This window comes from Planctomonas sp. JC2975 (assembly GCF_012985205.1).
Lineage (GTDB): Bacteria > Actinomycetota > Actinomycetes > Actinomycetales > Microbacteriaceae > Humibacter.
This window is the reverse complement of record NZ_JABEKS010000001.1, coordinates 528,871-546,331: the sequence shown is the minus strand read 5'-3', so window position 1 is coordinate 546,331 and position 17,461 is coordinate 528,871. Positions and strand designations below refer to the sequence as shown.

Below are 17,461 nucleotides of genomic sequence, written 5' to 3'. Positions count from 1 at the left end.
CGGATGCACAGGCATCCGTCTGCAGGATGATTCGGTTCCGATCGCCCGTGGTCGGACGCCTGCACCGCGTACCGTTGACGGGTGATCCGTTCCATCAGCAGAGCTCAGCTCATCTACGACATCGTCGTGGCGAGCCTGCTCCTGCTGGTCTCGATCTGGAGCGCAGCGGCCGAATCGCCGCTCGCCGGTCCGGTGGTCGTGCTTCTGATGTGCGGCGCGCTGGCCGTGCGCCGGCTGTCACCTGCGATCGCCCTCGCCGGGGTGTGGGGTGCTGCGCTGCTGCAGATGATCACACTCCTGCCCGCGACCGTGGCGGATGTCGCCGTGCTCGGCGTTGCGTACGCGACAGCCGCGTACGGCGGCCGCACGGTGCGCTGGCTGGGACTGGCGTCCGCGGTCGGCGGCGGTGTCATCGCCGCCCTCTACCTGACACTTGCGTCGCGCGATTCGTATTTCAACCCCGTCGGTGGTGTCTCGCACACCCTGGTCACGCTGTTCGCCCTGAGCATCGGCATGATCACCCTCTTCGGACTGAGCTGGACGCTCGGCCTGCTGGCGCGCACCGTGCGGCAGTCGCGCGAGACGAGGGTGCAGGCGGCGGTCGCAGCCCAGCGCGCGGCATACGAGTCCGCGATCGAGCAAGAGCGAACGAGCATCGCACGCGACATGCACGACGTCGTCGCCCACTCGCTGGCCGTCGTCATCGCCCAGGCCGACGGCGCCCGCTATGCCGGAGCCGGCAGCCCGCAGGTGCAATCGGATGCTCTGGCCACCATCTCCTCGACCGCACGTTCGGCCCTCATCGAGGTTCGGCTGCTCCTGACACAGCTACGCCAAGAGGTGCCGGACGGGCCGCAGCCCTCGCTCGACGACCTCCCGGCGTTGGTGGCGGGCATGCGCCGCGCAGGCCTGCACATCGCGGAGTCCACGAGCGGCACGCCGGTGCCGTTGCTGCAGGGAACGGGTATGGCCGCCTACCGCATCCTGCAGGAGGCGCTGACGAACGCGCTCCGGCACGGCGAGCCGACCGAGACCGTCGATCTCGACGTGCTGTGGGAGTCGGAAGGAGTGCACCTGCGGGTGCGCAACGTCGTGCGAAGGGAGGGGGCGCCGACTGTCGCTGCGGACGGAACGCCGCCTGCCGGGCACGGTGTTCCAGGCATGCGCGAGCGTGCTGCACTGGCGGGCGGCAGCCTCTCGGCCGGCGGCATGATGAGCGGAATGTACGAGGTGAATGCCGTGCTGCCGATCGCACCGGCGGGAAAGGCTGTGTCGTGAGCGAACGGATCCGAGTCGGACTGGTGGACGATCAGGCGCTGTTCCGCGCGGGCGTGCGCATGTTGATCGAGTCCCAGGCGGATCTTGAGTTCGCCGGTGAGGCGTCCAACGGCCTCGAGGCCGTGCAGCTCGCCTCCTCGGCGCGTCCGGACGTGCTGCTCATGGACATCCGCATGCCCGAACTCGACGGCGTGGCGGCCACAGCCCGGATCGTCGAGCTGGGCCTCGGTTCCACGCCGCGCGTTCTGGTTCTGACGACGTTCGACGTGGACGAGAGCGCAGCGCGCGCCATCCAAGCCGGGGCGAGCGGGTTCGTGCTGAAGGATGCCGATCCGGAGTTCCTGCTCGCGGCCATTCGCACGGTGCACGCGGGCAACGCCGTGATCGCGGCCTCCGCAACGCGACGGCTTCTCGAACAGTTCACGGCGCAGGAGCCGCGGCGCGCGCCCGTCGAGCTCCAGGCCCTCACGGCCAGGGAGCGCCAGATCTTCGATCTCGCAGCCAGGGCGCTCAGCAATTCGGAGATCGCCGAGCACGAGTACCTGTCCGAGGCCACGGTGAAGACGCACATCTCTCGCGTGCTCGCGAAGCTCAGCCTGCGGGACCGCGTGCAGCTGGTCGCCTTCGCGTACGAGAACGGACTGGTCGAGTAGAGCCGTTCCGACGGTTCGGCTGGCCAGCGGGCCTGCTCGCCTGTCTCGAGGCTCCGCCACGACCGGTCGCCGGATGTCATCCCTGAGGTGGACAACGGATGCCTCCGCCGCCGGATGCCTAGCCCCATCGCCGCCCGTAGCGTCGGTGGTCATGGAGATCACTTCGTCCGACATGGGACTGGCCGCGCGCGTCGCGGGCCTCACCAAGATTTACGGCAGCGGAGCCAGCGCGGTCACAGCGCTCGACGACGTCTCGGTCGGCCTGCGCGCGGGCCAGTTCACCGCCATCATCGGCGCCAGCGGATCCGGCAAGTCGACGCTCATGCACATGATGGCCGGACTGGATTCGCCGACCGACGGCCGCGTCTGGCTCGGCGACGCCGAGCTGAGCGGGCTCGGCGACCGCGAGCTCACGCGGGTCAGGCGCCGAGCCGCCGGATTCGTGTTCCAGTCGTTCAACCTCGTGCCTGTGCTCGACGTGCTGGCGAACATCCGCCTCCCGTTCGAGCTCGACGGACGACGTTCGAGCGCCGAAGACGAGGCCTGGATCGCACAGCTCGTGGACACCCTGGGTTTGACGGACCGCCTCGGGCATCGTCCGCACGAGCTCTCGGGCGGACAGCAGCAGCGCGTGGCGATCGCACGCGCCCTGGCCACCCGGCCGAGCGTGATCTTCGCAGACGAACCGACGGGCAACCTCGACTCCCGAACGGGACGCGAGGTGCTTGCGCTGCTCGCGGAGGCCTCGAGCGTGCACGGACAGAGCATCGCGATGGTCACGCACGATCCGGTCGCGGCGAGCTTCGCCGATCGGATCCTGGTGCTGGCCGATGGTCGGGTCGTCGACGACCTGGGCCGGGCATCCGCCGAAGACGTGTCGCGCATCATGCTCGGTGTGGAGTCGGCAGGGGCGAGCGCGTGACGGGGACGGCACTGCCCGCCGCCGCCGCACCATCGCGTGGCGCACGCCGAGGAACCGCACTTCGGACCGGTCGCCGACGCGACCATGCGTCGACGCTCGTGGTCGGGGCGATGACGAGTCTCTTCGGCACGATCCTCGTCGAATCGGTCGTCGTGGTCTCCGGCGTTGTCGGCGCGACCGGCGCGGATGCCGCCTCTGACAAGATCGGAATCGGCCTGAGCGTGGTCGCATCCGTGTTCCTGGCGGTGGCCGTCTATGTCGGCTGCGTGGTGACCATCAACGCGTTCGGAGCCGTCATCGCCGGCCGTCGCCGCTCGATCGCGTTGCTGCGACTGGTGGGTGCCGAAGGCAGGGAAGTGCGCCGCGCGGTCGCGCTCGAGGGCCTCGGGGCGGGCGTCATCGGGGCGGTCGTCGGCGCGCTGGTCGGTCTGCTCGTGGCACTGCTCGTGGTGCGATCGGGGATCGCCGGCGGCTGGCTGCCAGCAGCGGACTACTCGCTCGACACGCCGTTCGCCGTGTTGCCCGCCGTGGTCGTCGTGCTGACGACGTGGTGGGCGGCGTGGATCGGATGCCGCGGCGTCACGACGGTGAGTCCCCTGGAGGCGACGGCCGTCGCCGCGGTGCAGGATGCGCCACGGCGACGCGCGCGAATCGCCTCCGCCGGCATGGTCGCCCTGATAGTGATCGGAGGGATGCTCCTCGCACTGGGTGCCTTCGCCGGGCTCATCAGCCCCGCCGGACTTCTCATCGCGTTCCTCGGCGGGGTGCTGTCGTTCACCGGCATCGTGCTCGGCGCCGGACGGATCATGCCGCCGATGCTGCGTGTGGTCGGACGTCTCTGGCGCGGAGGGCCGGCCGGACGCATCGCTGTCGCCGGAGTCGGCAGGTATCCGGAGCGCAGCGCCCGCAGCAGCATCGCACTCGTCATCGGCGTCACGCTCGTCACGACGTTCGCCGTCGCGCTCACCGGGTTCCGTGACGCCGTCACGGCGCGATTCGACCACTCGTCCGCCGACCTGGCGATGCTCGACCAGTCGGTGACAGTCGCTCTCTGGGTGCTGACCGGACTGATCGGATTCTCCGCCCTGATCGCCGGCGTCGGTCTCGTGAACACGATGCTGATGGGCGTGCTCCAGCGCACCAGAGAGCTCGGCCTGCTCCGCTCGCTCGGCTTCAGCCGCGGCCAGCTTCGAGGCATGATCGCGATCGAGAGCGGCCATGTCACGATCACCGCGCTCCTGTTCGGCTTCGTCCTTGGCTGCATCTACGGATGGGCGGCCGCTCAGTCGCTGATGGGCAGCGCCGTGCACGGGCTCATCGCACTCGACATCCCGTGGAGTGTCGTCGCGGTCATCGCCGCGGGTGGGATCGTGTTGGCCGCCCTGGCATCCGCAGTCGCCGCACGTCGTGCAGTGCGGGTCTCACCGGTCGATGCCATGGCGACCGAATAGAGCTGTCGCGGTGCGGATGTCCGGCTCGACGAGACCGAGCGCACGCGCGTCTACCCTGGTGAGGTGCCTCGTCGTCCGGATCTGCCGCTGAACCACTTTCCCGCCGCCGATGGCGCGACCATGGCGTACCGCGAACTCGGCGAAGGACATCCGCTCGTGCTCATCCACGGATTCTTCTCCACGGGATACGTCAACTGGGTCAGGTACGGCACGGCCGACATTCTCGCCGAGGCCGGGTTCCGGGTGATCATGCCCGATCTGCGCGCGCACGGCGGCAGCGACAGGTCCCACGAACCCCAGCGGTACACGCGAGACGTGCTCGCCGACGACGCCTTCGCCCTGATCGATCACCTCGGCCTGACGGACTACGACCTCGGCGGCTACTCTCTGGGGGCGCGCACGACGGTGCGGATGCTGGTGCGCGGCGCCGATCCCGGCCGCGCGGTCGTCGCCGGCATGGGGCTCGCCGGCATCACCGAGGTGGACAAGCGCAACGAGTTCTACCGCGGCGTGTTCGAGGGGCTCGGCAGTCACCGACGCGGGAGCGCGGAGTGGCGGTCGGAGGCGTTCCTCAAGACGAACGACGGGGATCCCGTTGCACTGCGGCTCGTTCTGGACACCTCGGTCGGCGCGACAGAGGCGGAGCTCGCCGAGATCACGACGCCAACGCTCGTCGTGATCGGCGCCGACGACCACGGACTCGGATCCGGTGCCGAACTTGCGGATGCGATGCCGCTCGCCCGCTACGTCGAGATCCCCGGCAATCACATGAGCGCCGTGACTGACCGGGCACTGGGCGTGAGCATCCGCGACTTCCTCACGCGCTAGAGTTCAAGAACGGCCGGAGACATCCGATGTTTCCGTCCCTTCCTCTTCGACACGAAAGCAGGCTGCGTTGCGTATCGCAAACCTCTCCGGACGTCTCGTCCTCCTCACCGACGACCGTGCCCTCGATGTGGAGAGCGCCAGCGCGGGGCGTTTCGCCTCGCATCCGCAAGCCGTCTACGAAGTGTGGGACGACTTCGTGGCGTGGGCTGCGACCCAGGATGCCTCCGAGGGCGTCGCGTACGACGCACGACAGCTCGGCCCTGCGGTCCCGCGTCCGCCGCAGGTCTTCGCGATCGGTCTCAACTACGCCAGCCACGCGGGGGAGTCCGGGCTCAGCGTCCCGGAGAACCCGATGGTCTTCACCAAGTTCGTCTCGAGCTTCGCCGGGGCCGATGTCGACGTCGAGCTCACGGGCGACACCGTGGACTGGGAGGTCGAGCTGGTGGCCGTGATCGGCAAGGGCGGCCGCGACATCGCCGAGTCGGACGCCTGGGACCACATCGCCGGCCTCACGATCGGACAGGACATCAGCGACCGCACCGTGCAGTTCTGGGGCGACCCCTCGCAGTTCTCGATCGGCAAGTCCCTGAAGAACTTCGCTCCCATCGGGCCGGCCGTGGTCACCCTCGACGAGCTGGCGCAGGGATCCGACCGCTCCGACCTGGCCATCGGCTGCACCCTGACGCGTGCGGACGGCACGACAGAGGTGCTGCAGAACGGCCGGACCAGGCACATGATCTTCCCCATTCCCACGCTCGTCGCTCGTCTGTCCGCGCTGGTCGAACTGCTCCCTGGCGACGTGATCTTCACGGGTACGCCGGATGGCGTCGGCCTCGGCCGCAACCCCAGGGTCTACCTCGAGGCCGGGCAGACCGTGACCAGCGAGATCGAGGGACTGGGCAGCATCCGGCAGCGTTTCGTGGCCAAGGCGTGACCTCGGGGCTCCACGGCGCAGGCAAGTGCACACGTCGCCGGGTGTAGTCTGAACGACGTGCGCTCCGGCCTGCTCCTTCTTAGCTGCCGCGACGAGGCCTAGTTCTCTCGGCCTTCCTCGTCGCGGAGTTCGTCGTCGGCTGACAACCCATCGCGAGAACGAGAAGTAGAGAAGACCATGAAGAACACCCAGCAGCCGTCGTCGATGCCGATCCACCGGTACCGACCGTTCCACGAGCAGATCCGCGTCGACCTGCCGGACCGCACGTGGCCAGACGCCCGCATCTCCAAGGCGCCGCGCTGGTGCGCCGTCGACCTGCGCGACGGCAACCAGGCGTTGATCGATCCGATGAGCCCCGAGCGCAAGCGCATCATGTTCGATCTGCTCGTGCGCATGGGCTACAAGGAGATCGAGGTCGGCTTCCCGAGCGCTAGCCAGACCGATTTCGACTTCGTCCGCAGCCTGATCGAGACGGGCGCCATTCCCGACGACGTCACCATCCAGGTACTGACGCAGGCGAGGGACCACCTCATCGAGCGCACCTACGAGGCCATCAAGGGCTCCAAGCAGGCGATCGTGCACCTCTACAACTCCACGAGCGTTCTGCAGCGTGAAGTGGTGTTCCGCACCGACCAGCAGGGCATCGTCGACATCGCGCTGCACGGCGCTCGCAAGTGCGTCGAGATGGAATCCAGCGTTCCCGGCACGACGGTCTACTACGAGTACTCGCCGGAGAGCTACACGGGAACCGAGCTGGAGTTCGCGGCCGACATCTGCAACCAGGTGCTCGAGATCTTCGCTCCGACGCCCGAGCGCAACGTCATCATCAATCTGCCGGCAACAGTCGAGATGGCCACCCCGAACGTGTACGCCGACTCAATCGAGTGGATGTCCCGCCACCTGAACCACCGCGAGAACGTCATCCTGTCCCTGCACCCACACAACGACCGCGGCACCGCGATCGCCGCCGCGGAGCTCGGTTACATGGCGGGTGCCGACCGCATCGAGGGATGCCTGTTCGGCAACGGAGAGCGCACCGGCAACGTCGACATCGTCGCGCTCGGTGTCAACCTGTTCACGCAGGGCATCGACCCGCAGATCGACTTCAGCGACATCGACGGCATCAAGCGCACCGTCGAGTACTGCAACCAGTTGCCTGTGAACGAGCGTCACCCGTGGGCCGGGGATCTCGTGTTCACGGCATTCAGCGGATCCCACCAGGACGCCATCAAGAAGGGCTTCGAGGCCATGGCGGCGCGGGCGAGCGACGAGGGGGCGGAGATCGACGAGATCGTGTGGGCCGTTCCGTACCTGCCCGTCGACCCCAAGGATCTCGGCCGGAGCTACGAGGCGGTCATCCGCGTCAACTCCCAGTCCGGCAAGGGCGGCGTCGCCTACCTGCTGAAGACCGACCACTCGCTCGACCTGCCTCGCAAGCTGCAGATCGAGTTCTCCGGTGTGGTGCAGGCGAAGACGGATGCCGAGGGCGGCGAGGTCACGAGCGATGCGCTCTGGGCGATCTTCACCGACGAGTACCTGCCGAACGTCGAGCAGACCGAGAAGTGGGGCCGCTTCGAGGTGCAGTCCACTGCGACCACGAAGGATGCGGACGGCACGGTCAACCTGCGCGTCCAGCTCCGCGACGGCGACGGCGTGCAGTGGGCAGAGGCCGGTGGCAACGGTCCGATCAATGCGTTCCTCACGCTGCTCGCTGACCGTGGCATCGACGTGTCCCTTTACGACTACGTCGAGCACACGATGTCGGAGGGCGGCGACGCCCAGGCCGCGTCGTACGTCGAGCTGCAGGTCGGAGACCAGCGGCTGTGGGGCGTCGGGATCGACGCCGACACGGTCGCGGCATCACTGAAGGCCATCGTGTCTGCCGTCAATCGCGCCGTGCGCGTCGGCGGTGTCGGCTCCCGCCAGCTCGCTTCCGTCTGAATGACGGGGGAATCGGTTCCCGCCGACGTCGTCCCGGACTCGGGGACGCCTGCGGGGTCGCACGACGTGCGCGCGTTCTCCGGCACGCCTGACGCGTCGTTCGCCGTCCCCGAACCGCTCACGAGGCGGTTCGGGGACGACATCGATGAGGTCACGTGGGTCAACGAGGTGGGCGGCGTCACGGTGCGGGCGCGCGTTGGCGACGACATCGTCTTCGCCAAGTGGGCGCCTCCGAACAGTGAGCTCGATCTCGAGGCGGAGGCCGAGCGCCTTGCCTGGGCGGCCACATTCGTCCGGGTGCCGATCGTCCTCGATTTTCGCGTCGACGATGACGGCGAGGTGCTCGTGACGCGAGGGCTTTCCGGAGCGAACGCCGTGACCGAGCGCTGGCGAGCAGATCCGGAGCGCGCGGTGCGTGCGCTGGGCAGTGGTCTCCGCGCGTTCCACGACGCGGTTCCTGTCGAGGGATGCCCGTACTCGTGGTCCGTCTCCGACCGCATCGCGCGCAGCAGATCCGAAGGCATCGCGGAGCGCGTCGCCGCGCTCGACGTGCTGGGACCCGCGCCGTCCATCGACCGGCTCGTCGTGTGCCACGCGGATGCCTGTGCCCCGAACACGTTACTGGCCGACGACGGCACGGTGGCCGGCTACGTCGACCTGGGGCGTCTCGGCGTCGCGGATCGCTGGGCGGACATCGCGATCGGCGCTTGGAGCACCGAGTGGAACTACGGCCCCGGCTACACGGACCTGTACTACGAGTCGTACGGCGTGCGTCCCGACGCGGAGCGAATCGCGTTCTACCGCGCTCTCTGGGACGCCACCTGAGTCCTGTCGAGTTGGATCCTGTCGACGTGGATCGTGTCGGACTGACCTTTCGTAACAGCGCGGACAGAAGGTATCCGCCCGAACGGCGAGATCAGAACGGGGCGGGACCCGACTCGGGGGGCTCGGTGTCGTCCGTGCGCTTCACCTCGCGGTAGGTGGGGATGCTGCCAGTGCGCGGGGAAGCGGTGCGGGCATCCGGCCCTCTGCGGCCGAGACGTGCGAAGCTGATGCGCGGCCGCCGAAGGGAGAGCGTGCGCTGCTCCGGCAGGCTCCATCCGAACCGCACTGCGAGCAGTCGCACGGCCATCGTGACGACGGTGCAGGCGATCGACGCGGGTGCGATCGGAAGGCCGAGCTCGACGCCGACGACGAGTACGGTGGTCCCGGCTCCCGCGGCCACAGCGTAGAGAGATCCGACGTGCATGACGCCGATCGGCGTGCCGAGCAGGATGTCGCGCAAGATCGACCCACCGACAGCGGAGACCACGCCCACGAAGACGGCGGGCACGCCCGGCAGCCCCATCGAGAGCGCCTTGGTGGCGCCGATCGCGCCGAAGAGTCCGATCGTGAGTGCGTCGAGGATGGTGATCGTCCAGTCGATGCGGTGGAACAGTCGTGCCAGGAGCATCCCGGCCAGGGCGGAGAGCACCGCGACCGGCAGGTACCAGTTGGTCTGCAGCGCCACCAGCCCGGTGGCGAGCAGGATGTCGCGGAGCGCGCCACCGCCGAGTCCCGTGACGGCCCCGATGATGGCGACGCCGAGCAGGTCGATGCGACGGTCGCGGAATCCGGATGCATAGGCCGCCCCCTGCACACTGCCGACGGCGACCGCGACGAGCTCCGCCCACAGCGGGAGACTGAACGTCGAGGTCATGGCTCAGTTTCTACCACGCGGGATGCTGCGTCCCGTGAGGCGCGGGAACGGATCCGTCCGGACGGCCGGACACGGGACGTCGGGTGCACGCGGGATAATCGACGGGTGCCCGTTTACCGTGATGAAGCCGTCGTGCTGCGCACCCACAAGCTGGGCGAAGCCGACCGGATCGTCACGCTGCTGACCCGTGGACACGGCAAGGTGCGTGCCGTCGCGAAAGGCGTACGGCGCACCGCCTCGAAGTTCGGCGCACGGCTGGAACCGTTCATGGTGGCAGACGTGCAGCTGTACGAGGGTCGCAGCCTCGACATCGTGACGCAGGCGGAATCCCTTGGCGCCTACGGGGCGCCGATCGCGATGGACTACGCGAGCTTCACGTCCGCCAACGCCATGGTCGAGACTGCAGACAGGCTCACGGAGGCCGAGGGATCCCCTCAGCAATATCTGCTGTTGATCGGCGCGCTGCGATCGTTGTCACGGAACGAGCACGAGGCATCCCTCACCCTCGACTCGTACCTGCTGCGCGCGCTGTCCATCGCAGGATGGGCGCCCAGCTTCGACACCTGCTCGCGGTGCGGGACGGTCGGCGAGCACTCCGCCATCGTCGTGCAGCTCGGCGGAGTCGTGTGCGCCGATTGTGCGCCGCCCGGCGCGCCACGTGTCGGACGCGAGGTGATCGAACTGCTCTCCGCGCTCCTACGTGGAGACTGGGCGGCAGCGGAGGCCACGGATGCCGCCACCCGCGACAAGGCGAGTGGCATCGTCGCCGCCTACACCCAGTGGCACCTCGAGCGAGGCCTGCGGTCCCTGCCGTACGTGTCGCGCGAATCTTCCCAGCAGACCGGAGCCAGTGCATGACCCCGAAGCCGTACACGCACAAGGACGCCGTCGAGTATCGTCCCGTCGACTGGACGGGGATCTACCCGCCCGAGCTGCCGTCATCCGCCGTGCCGGGCCACGTCGCACTCGTCATGGACGGGAACGGCCGCTGGGCCAACCGTCAGGGGCTGACGCGCATCGAGGGGCACAAGGCGGGGGAGGCCGTGCTGCTCGATGTGGTCGCAGGAGCGATCCAGATCGGCGTGAAGCACCTCAGCGTGTACGCGTTCTCCACCGAGAATTGGCGGCGATCGCCCGATGAGGTGCGATTCCTCATGGGGTTCAACAGAGACGTGCTGCACCGCAGACGTGACCAGTTGAACGAATGGGGGGTGCGCGTCAGGTGGGCAGGTCGGAAGCCCCGGCTGTGGACATCCGTCATCAAGGAGCTGCAGTTCGCGGAACGACTTACGGCCGGCAACGACGTGCTCACGCTGACGATGTGCGTCAACTACGGAGGACGCAACGAGCTGGCGGATGCCGTGCGGGACATCGCCGCGGAGGTGGCGGCCGGCAGGCTGCGGCCGTCGGCCGTCACGGAGAAGACCATCCAGCGGCACCTCTACCTGCCGGACCTTCCCGACGTGGATCTCTTCGTGCGCAGTTCCGGGGAGCAGCGCACCAGCAATTTCATGCTCTGGCAGAGCGCCTACGCGGAGATGGTGTTCCTCGACACCCTGTGGCCGGACTTCTCCCGCACGGATCTGTGGCGGGCGATCACTTTGTACGCGTCCCGCAACCGTCGCTTCGGCGGTGCGGTGGACGCGCCAGGGGACGATGACGTCTGATCCGGGTCCGAGTTCGGGCCCGTCTTTGCGTCAGTCGCGGAGGAAGAGCTCGACGACGGGCACGATCACGGCTGGTCGCATCACCGGCAGCGTGATGGTCAGGGTTCCCTCCGGCTGACCGCCGATGCCCGTGTTCTGCGCTCGGAGCGATGGATCGATCACCCTCATGCCGAGCTCTGACGCGTCGTTCAACAGCTGGGCGTACTCGACCTTGCCCGCGAGGCCTGGCAGGTGCAGGTTCTCGAACGGCCACGCGAAGAGGTGGGCGTAGAGCCGGTCGCCGCGCTGGGTGTAGCGGACATCCGCAGGAGGAGTGAAGTCGCTCGGCCCCGCGCCGTAGATGGACCGCGAGTGGCGTCGCATCCACGTGCCGATACCCTCCAGCGTCGCCGACGCCGTCGGGTCCAGGTCTCCGCGACCCGTCGGGCCCACGTTCAGAAGCAGGTTGCCGTTCTTGGAGACGCCGTCGATGAGCATTCGAACGAGCATGTCGGCGGACTTGTCGTTGTGGTTGTCCCGGTAGTAGCCCCAGCTGCCGTTGATCGTCTGGCAGGCCTCCCAGGGAACGCGCACCCCGTCGACCTCCATCGGAGCGGTGGGCTGGTACTGCTCGGGGGTCACGAAGTCGCCTGGAATGCCGAGTCGATCGTTCACGAGGATGCCGGGCTGGAGCTCACGCACCAGTGCGAGCAGTTCCTCCGATCGCCAGGCGGCGGCGCCCTTTCCACCCCAGATCTCGTCGTGGTCGCTGTGCTCGTACGAGAAGTCGAAGAAGAGATAGTCGATCTGCCCGTACTCCGTGAGAAGCTCGCGTACCTGGCCGTGCAGGTACTCGCGATAGCGCGCGATGTCACGGTGCTCGTTCTGCGCCACCGCGTTGGGGTCGTCACGACGGGGATGGTGGCCGTCGATCGGGAAGTCCGGGTGGTGCCAGTCGATCAGAGAGTGGTAAAAGCCGACCTTGAGGCCGGCGGAGCGAATGGCTTCGACGTACTCGCGAACGGCGTCCTTGCCGTACGGCGTGTTCATCACGGTGTAGTCGGTGAGCTTGGAGTCCCAGAGGCAGAAGCCCTCGTGATGCTTGGTCGTGAGAACGACGTACTTCATTCCCGCCTGCTTCGCCTGCGCAGCCCACTGTGCCGGGTCGTAGAGGTCCGGCTCGAAGTGGCGGGCGTACTTCTCGTAGTCCGCGACCTGGATGCGCTCCCTGTTCATCAGCCACTCGTGGCGTGCGCCGAGCGAATACAGTCCCCAGTGCACGAAGAGACCGAACCGGTCGTGGACGAACCAGTCGAGAGTGGAATCGGACATCGAGCTGAATCCTCCATGGCGGTCGGGCGTCGCGTTCGATGGGCGGCGGCGTCTGCATTCCACGCTAGCTCATTCATCGGATGTTTCATCAGTGGAGACGCCCGGATTCCGGCGTCGATGGCTTCGCAATCAGGGAATCATCGGATCGATGAGTATGGAGCCACCGCTTCGTCTCCCGCGGATGACGCAACCGCACGATCATCAGATGCGGGTAGAGACGCTCGATGTCCGGCATCCGCTCGCGCCACTTCTGGAGCGTCGCGGTCTGCCAGCGCAGGATGTCCTCGTCTTCCGGCTTCGAGAACCACTTCCAGATGGGCGGTTCGACGTTGCCGTTCCACAGTTCGGTCCGCAAGATGCTCCGGCGCAACGTTCTCCGGATGAGTCGAGATCGGACCACTCGGTACGGATAGTCGAGCCAGACGACCAGATCCGCTCGTGGTGCGAGGAGGGCATCGGTGCCCTGACTCCAGTACTGCCACTCGGTGATCCAGCGTTCCTCGGCGGCGAACTCACGGACGTCGTCGAGGAATTCTGGCCGTGGCGTCCACTGCGGGCCATGGAACAGCGCGTCGATCTCGATGTGCCGAAGCCGCCATTCGGCGCCCAGACGGCGGGCCAGAGTGGTCTTTCCCGATCCGGTCACACCGGCGACCAGCACGCGGCGCACGGCGGGCAGCGGATCGTCCGGACCGAGCACCACTGGATGCTATCAACGGAATAGGCCGTCACCGCGCGCGGTTGGACCCTTCGTGAGTGATCCCATCAAGATTGACATCTGGTCCGACGTGGCCTGCCCGTGGTGCTACATCGGCAAGCGCAAGTTCGAGGCGGGGGCCGGACTCTTCGCCGGATCCGGCGAGGGCCGCAGCGTCGAGGTGGAGTATCACTCGTTCGAACTCTCGCCGGACACCCCCGTCGACTTCGAGGGCAACGAGGCCGACTACCTTGCGCAGCACAAGGGCATCAGCCCCGAGCAGGCCGGGCAGATGCTCGAGCGCGTGAGCGGCATCGCCCAGCAGGTCGGCCTGGACTACGACTTTCCTGCCATGCAGCACACGAACACCGTCAAGGCCCACCAACTGATCCACTATGCGAAGGCGCACGGCAAGCAGATCGAGATGAAGGAACGCCTGCTGAAGGCGTACTTCACCGAGGGCGGCCACGTCGGACGCATCGACGACCTCGCCGACTACGCAGCAGAGATCGGACTCGACCGCGAGGAGGCGCGTGGAGCGCTCGAGCGCGACGAGTTCCTCTCGGCAGTCCGCGAGGATCAGGCGAACGCTCAGGAGTACGGCATCAACGGAGTTCCGTTCTTCGTGATCGACGGCAAGTACGGCGTCTCCGGCGCACAGGAGGCGACGACGTTCGCACAGGTCCTCGAGCAGGTGTGGGACGAACGGGGCTCCGAAGCGGATGCTGCTGCTGACGACTCGGTCGTGGCCGGAGCATGAGCGGGTTGAAGCCGCTCGGCGACCCGAATGCCGTCGTTTGCGACGGCGACGTGTGCGCCGTGCCCTGGGCCCAGGCGCCCGAAGAAGAGGCGTCCGCCGCCGGTTGATCCGACGCGTTGGTGCATCCGACGCATCGGAGGTTGAGCTGCTCGACTCCCGAAAGAGCCGCTACTCCGGATCGGTGATGTCCGCCACCGTCGCACCGAACGCGGCTATCAGCGCATCGCCGTCGACGAAAGCGCTGTAGCCGTGCTCGCCCGCGCCCATGGCGACCATGCGTCCGGCCACCTCCGAGTCCGCGAACACCGGCCAGGCCGTTGTGGATCCGAACGGCGTGATCGTTCCGCGTTCGTATCCGGTGGCGTCCAGCGCGAGGGACGCGTCCGGCAACGACAGCTTGTTCACGCCGACAAGGGTGCGCAGCTTCGCCCACGAGATCTTGCGACCGCCTGGTACCAGCGCGAAGAGGAAGTCGCCGTCGTGACGCTTGACGACGAGCGTCTTCACGATGCCGGACGGCTCGAGGCCGAGGAGCGTGGCTGCCTCGTGCAGCGAGTTCGCCTTGGGGCGCTCGACGATCCGCACCACGACGCCGCGTGCCGCAGCATCCTCCAGCACTCGTTCGCGTCCCTGGGCCATGCTCCTCGTCCCTCCTGCGGTGGCGGTTCCCCGGGGCTCCTGTTCTTTCAGGCGCCATCTGGGAGAATCGTGAGCGATGTCTCCCTCCGCAACACTAAGCGCTGAACCCCTCACGGCAGGACAGCTGGCCATCGGCCCGCTGCGCCTCGACGCACCCGTGGTGCTGGCGCCCATGGCGGGGATCACGAACACGGCGTTCCGCAGGCTCTGCCGCGAGTTCGGTGCCGGGCTCTACGTGAGCGAGATGATCACCTCCCGGGCACTGGTCGAGCGTACCCCGGAGTCCATGCGGCTGATCCGGCACCACGAGAGCGAGACGCCGCGGTCCATCCAACTCTACGGCGTCGACCCGAAGACCGTGCGCGAGGCCGTCACGATGCTCGTCGCAGAAGACAGGGCCGATCACATCGACCTCAACTTCGGCTGCCCGGTTCCCAAGGTCACGCGCAAGGGCGGCGGCGCGGCGTTGCCGTGGAAGCTCGACCTGTTCCGCGACATCGTCAGGAACGCCGTCCAGGCCGCGGGGGACCTGCCGCTGACGATCAAGATGCGCAAGGGCATCGACTCCGACCACCTGACCTATCTGGAGGCCGGCCGCATCGCCGAGGATGCGGGCGTCGCATCCATCGCGCTTCACGCGCGCACGGCCTCGGAGTTCTACTCCGGCCACGCGGACTGGTCCGCCATCGCCAAGCTCAAAGAGACCGTGACGAGCGTTCCGGTGCTGGGCAACGGCGACATCTGGACCGGGCAGGACGCCATCCGCATGGTCGAGCAGACCGGATGCGACGGCGTCGTCGTCGGCCGTGGATGCCTCGGCAGGCCATGGCTCTTCGGCGACCTGTCCGCCGCCTTCCGCGCCCGTGCCGGCGAGATCACCGAGGCCGAGGCGGCCGCCGCGACAGCGCATCCGTCGCTCGGCCAGGTCGCGGCGGCGTTCCGCCGTCACGCCGAGCTGCTCGTCGAGTTCTTCGAGAGCGAAGAGCGCGGATGCCGCGACATCCGCAAGCACGTCGCGTGGTACTTCAAGGGGTATCCGGTCGGCGGAGAGTTGCGCGCCAAGCTGGCCACCGTCCAGTCGCTGCAGCAGTTGGACGATCTGCTCGGCACGCTGGATCCGTCGATCGCCTACCCGGGTGAGGATGCCGAGGGCCCGCGAGGCCGCGCCGGCACGCCCAAGAACCCCGCACTTCCCGATCGCTGGCTCGAGTCCCGCAGCATCGCGGCCGACCAGCACGCCGAGCTGGCAGAGGCAGAGGTGAACACGAGTGGCGGGTGAATTCGGCACCACTCCGAATTCCGGGCTGTCCCCGGAGCATCCCGATTCTTCGCGACGGTCGAACCATTCGGCGCAGCCCGATTCTCCTGCTCACCACAACTACTCGGCCGAACAGGCCGGCTACACGGCCTTCGATCGAGAGCGTTGGCTGCCCGAGGAACACTCGACCCGCCGCAGCGACTTCGCGCGCGACAGGGCTCGTCTGCTGCACTCCAGCGCGTTGCGACGGCTCGCGGCGAAGACCCAGGTTCTCAGCCCCACGGCCGGTCTGGACTTCGCCCGCAACAGGCTCACGCACTCCCTCGAGGTGGCACAGGTCGGCCGCGAGCTGGCCTCCAGTCTCGGACTGGATCCCGACGTGGTCGACACAGCGTGCTTGGCGCACGACATCGGGCATCCGCCCTTCGGTCACAACGGCGAGCGTGCTCTTTCGGAGTGGGCGAGCGACGTCGGGGGATTCGAGGGCAACGCGCAGACGCTGCGACTGCTGACCCGACTGGAGCCGAAGGTCTTCGGTGCGGACGGGCATCCGTACGGGCTCAACCTCACCCGTGCGAGCCTCGACGCCAGCTGCAAGTACCCGTGGCCGGCATCGTCCTCTGTCGCCGACCCGAGCGGTCGCGCCAAGTTCGGCTTCTACGCCGACGACGAGCCGGCGTTCCACTGGCTGCGCCAAGGCGCCCCGGATCGGGTGCGGTGCATCGAGGCGCAGGTCATGGACCTCTCTGACGACATCGCGTACTCCGTTCACGACTTCGAGGATGCCGTCGTGAACGGCTACATCGACGTCGCGGCACTCGGCGCACGAGTCGATCACGATGCCCTTGTGTCGTCGATGTACGAGTGGATCGGCGGCGAGGTCGGCCACGACGAGCTCATCGCCGCCTTCGACCGGCTGGATCGACTGGATGTCTGGCTCGATGACTGGGACGGCTCGCGTCGTGCGCAAGCCCGCCTGAAGAACCTGACCAGCCAGCTGATCGGGCGCTTCGCCGTGACGTCGGCACGAGCCACCAGAGACGCGTACCAGCAGGGCAGCCTCATCCGCTTCGGTGCAGACGTGGTCGTGCCGAGGGAGATCCAGGCCGAGATCGCCGTCCTGAAGGGGATCGTCGCCACCTTCGTGATGTCGCGCAACACGAGGCAGCCCATTTACGCCAGGCAGCGCACCATGCTCGCCGAGCTTGCGGACGCCCTGCTGCGCACGGAAGACGCGAACCTCGACCCGGGATTCGCCGAGGACTGGCGCCTGGCGACCGATGATGCCGCGCGCAGGCGCGTGGTCGTCGATCAGGTCGCGAGCCTCACGGACCAGTCCGCGATCGCGTGGTTCGAGCGCCTGGCCCACTCGTAGCATCTCCGAGTTCCCTGGCGGGCGAAGCGAGTCGAAGGGCGAAGCGCG

At 67.8% G+C, this 17,461-nt stretch carries 17 protein-coding genes; 13 read left to right on the top strand and 4 right to left on the bottom strand.

The window, feature by feature from the left end; genetic code table 11:
* Window positions 1-81 precede the first annotated feature (81 nt).
* The 8 genes from HII28_RS02605 to HII28_RS02570 all read left to right on the top strand — a co-directional run bounded on the left by HII28_RS02605 (window position 82) and on the right by HII28_RS02570 (window position 8,832).
* Window positions 82-1,278 carry a histidine kinase gene (locus tag HII28_RS02605; RefSeq protein WP_170023991.1) on the top strand — a complete coding sequence of 399 codons (1,197 nt, stop codon included), beginning with the start codon at window positions 82-84 and terminating at the stop codon, window positions 1,276-1,278.
* Entirely contained in the window at window positions 1,275-1,931 is a 657-nt protein-coding gene (locus HII28_RS02600; RefSeq protein WP_346769153.1) for a response regulator transcription factor, read from the top strand. Before HII28_RS02605 ends, HII28_RS02600 begins: the two co-directional genes overlap by 4 nt.
* Before the next feature lie 151 nt (window positions 1,932-2,082).
* Window positions 2,083-2,853 carry an ABC transporter ATP-binding protein gene (locus HII28_RS02595; protein WP_170023990.1) on the top strand — a complete coding sequence of 257 codons (771 nt, stop codon included), beginning with the start codon at window positions 2,083-2,085 and terminating at the stop codon, window positions 2,851-2,853.
* Window positions 2,854-2,963: 110 nt separating this feature from the next.
* Entirely contained in the window at window positions 2,964-4,304 is a 1,341-nt protein-coding gene (locus tag HII28_RS02590) for an ABC transporter permease (protein ID WP_170023989.1), read from the top strand.
* 63 nt (window positions 4,305-4,367) lie between these two features.
* Window positions 4,368-5,132, top strand: coding sequence for an alpha/beta fold hydrolase (locus tag HII28_RS02585; RefSeq protein WP_205864543.1), 765 nt, complete (start codon window positions 4,368-4,370; stop codon window positions 5,130-5,132).
* Window positions 5,133-5,199: 67 nt separating this feature from the next.
* Window positions 5,200-6,066, top strand: coding sequence for a fumarylacetoacetate hydrolase family protein (locus HII28_RS02580; RefSeq protein ID WP_170023988.1), 867 nt, complete (start codon window positions 5,200-5,202; stop codon window positions 6,064-6,066).
* Window positions 6,067-6,243: 177 nt separating this feature from the next.
* Complete coding sequence (leuA, locus tag HII28_RS02575; protein ID WP_170023987.1) at window positions 6,244-8,007, top strand: 2-isopropylmalate synthase; 1,764 nt, start codon at window positions 6,244-6,246, stop codon at window positions 8,005-8,007.
* Complete coding sequence (locus HII28_RS02570; protein ID WP_170023986.1) at window positions 8,008-8,832, top strand: aminoglycoside 3'-phosphotransferase; 825 nt, start codon at window positions 8,008-8,010, stop codon at window positions 8,830-8,832.
* 91 nt (window positions 8,833-8,923) lie between these two features.
* Here HII28_RS02570 and HII28_RS02565 read toward each other — a convergent pair whose 3' ends face one another.
* Window positions 8,924-9,706 (bottom strand): TRIC cation channel family protein, encoded by a 783-nt coding sequence (locus tag HII28_RS02565; RefSeq protein WP_170023985.1) that lies wholly within the window; start codon window positions 9,704-9,706, stop codon window positions 8,924-8,926.
* Between the two features lie 105 nt (window positions 9,707-9,811).
* Here HII28_RS02565 and recO point away from each other — a divergent pair, with 105 nt between their 5' ends.
* Entirely contained in the window at window positions 9,812-10,564 is a 753-nt protein-coding gene (gene recO, locus HII28_RS02560; protein ID WP_170023984.1) for a DNA repair protein RecO, read from the top strand.
* On the top strand, window positions 10,561-11,373 hold the full coding sequence (locus HII28_RS02555; RefSeq protein WP_170023983.1) for an isoprenyl transferase: 813 nt from the start codon (window positions 10,561-10,563) through the stop codon (window positions 11,371-11,373). The genes recO and HII28_RS02555 overlap by 4 nt, the downstream gene beginning before the upstream one ends.
* Before the next feature lie 30 nt (window positions 11,374-11,403).
* Here HII28_RS02555 and HII28_RS02550 read toward each other — a convergent pair whose 3' ends face one another.
* Window positions 11,404-12,684, bottom strand: coding sequence for an alpha-L-fucosidase (locus HII28_RS02550; RefSeq protein ID WP_170023982.1), 1,281 nt, complete (start codon window positions 12,682-12,684; stop codon window positions 11,404-11,406).
* Between the two features lie 88 nt (window positions 12,685-12,772).
* Entirely contained in the window at window positions 12,773-13,384 is a 612-nt protein-coding gene (locus HII28_RS02545) for an AAA family ATPase (RefSeq protein ID WP_346769152.1), read from the bottom strand.
* A 52-nt stretch (window positions 13,385-13,436) separates the two neighbouring features.
* On the opposite strand from HII28_RS02545, the gene HII28_RS02540 reads away from it, so the two are divergent.
* A complete protein-coding gene (locus HII28_RS02540; protein ID WP_170023981.1) occupies window positions 13,437-14,141 on the top strand; it encodes a DsbA family oxidoreductase in 705 nt (234 codons plus the stop codon).
* 168 nt (window positions 14,142-14,309) lie between these two features.
* Here the strand turns inward: HII28_RS02540 and HII28_RS02535 are convergent, their stop codons facing one another.
* A complete protein-coding gene (locus HII28_RS02535) occupies window positions 14,310-14,780 on the bottom strand; it encodes a YbaK/EbsC family protein (protein WP_170023980.1) in 471 nt (156 codons plus the stop codon).
* A 76-nt stretch (window positions 14,781-14,856) separates the two neighbouring features.
* Between HII28_RS02535 and dusB the strand changes: the two genes are divergently transcribed.
* The gene (gene dusB / locus HII28_RS02530) at window positions 14,857-16,059 is read left to right on the top strand and encodes a tRNA dihydrouridine synthase DusB (protein ID WP_170023979.1); all 1,203 of its coding nucleotides are present in this window, start codon (window positions 14,857-14,859) and stop codon (window positions 16,057-16,059) included.
* Window positions 16,049-17,413: a deoxyguanosinetriphosphate triphosphohydrolase gene (locus HII28_RS02525; protein ID WP_346769151.1), complete on the top strand. Its 1,365-nt coding sequence runs from the start codon at window positions 16,049-16,051 to the stop codon at window positions 17,411-17,413. The genes dusB and HII28_RS02525 overlap by 11 nt, the downstream gene beginning before the upstream one ends.
* Window positions 17,414-17,461: the final 48 nt, after the last annotated feature.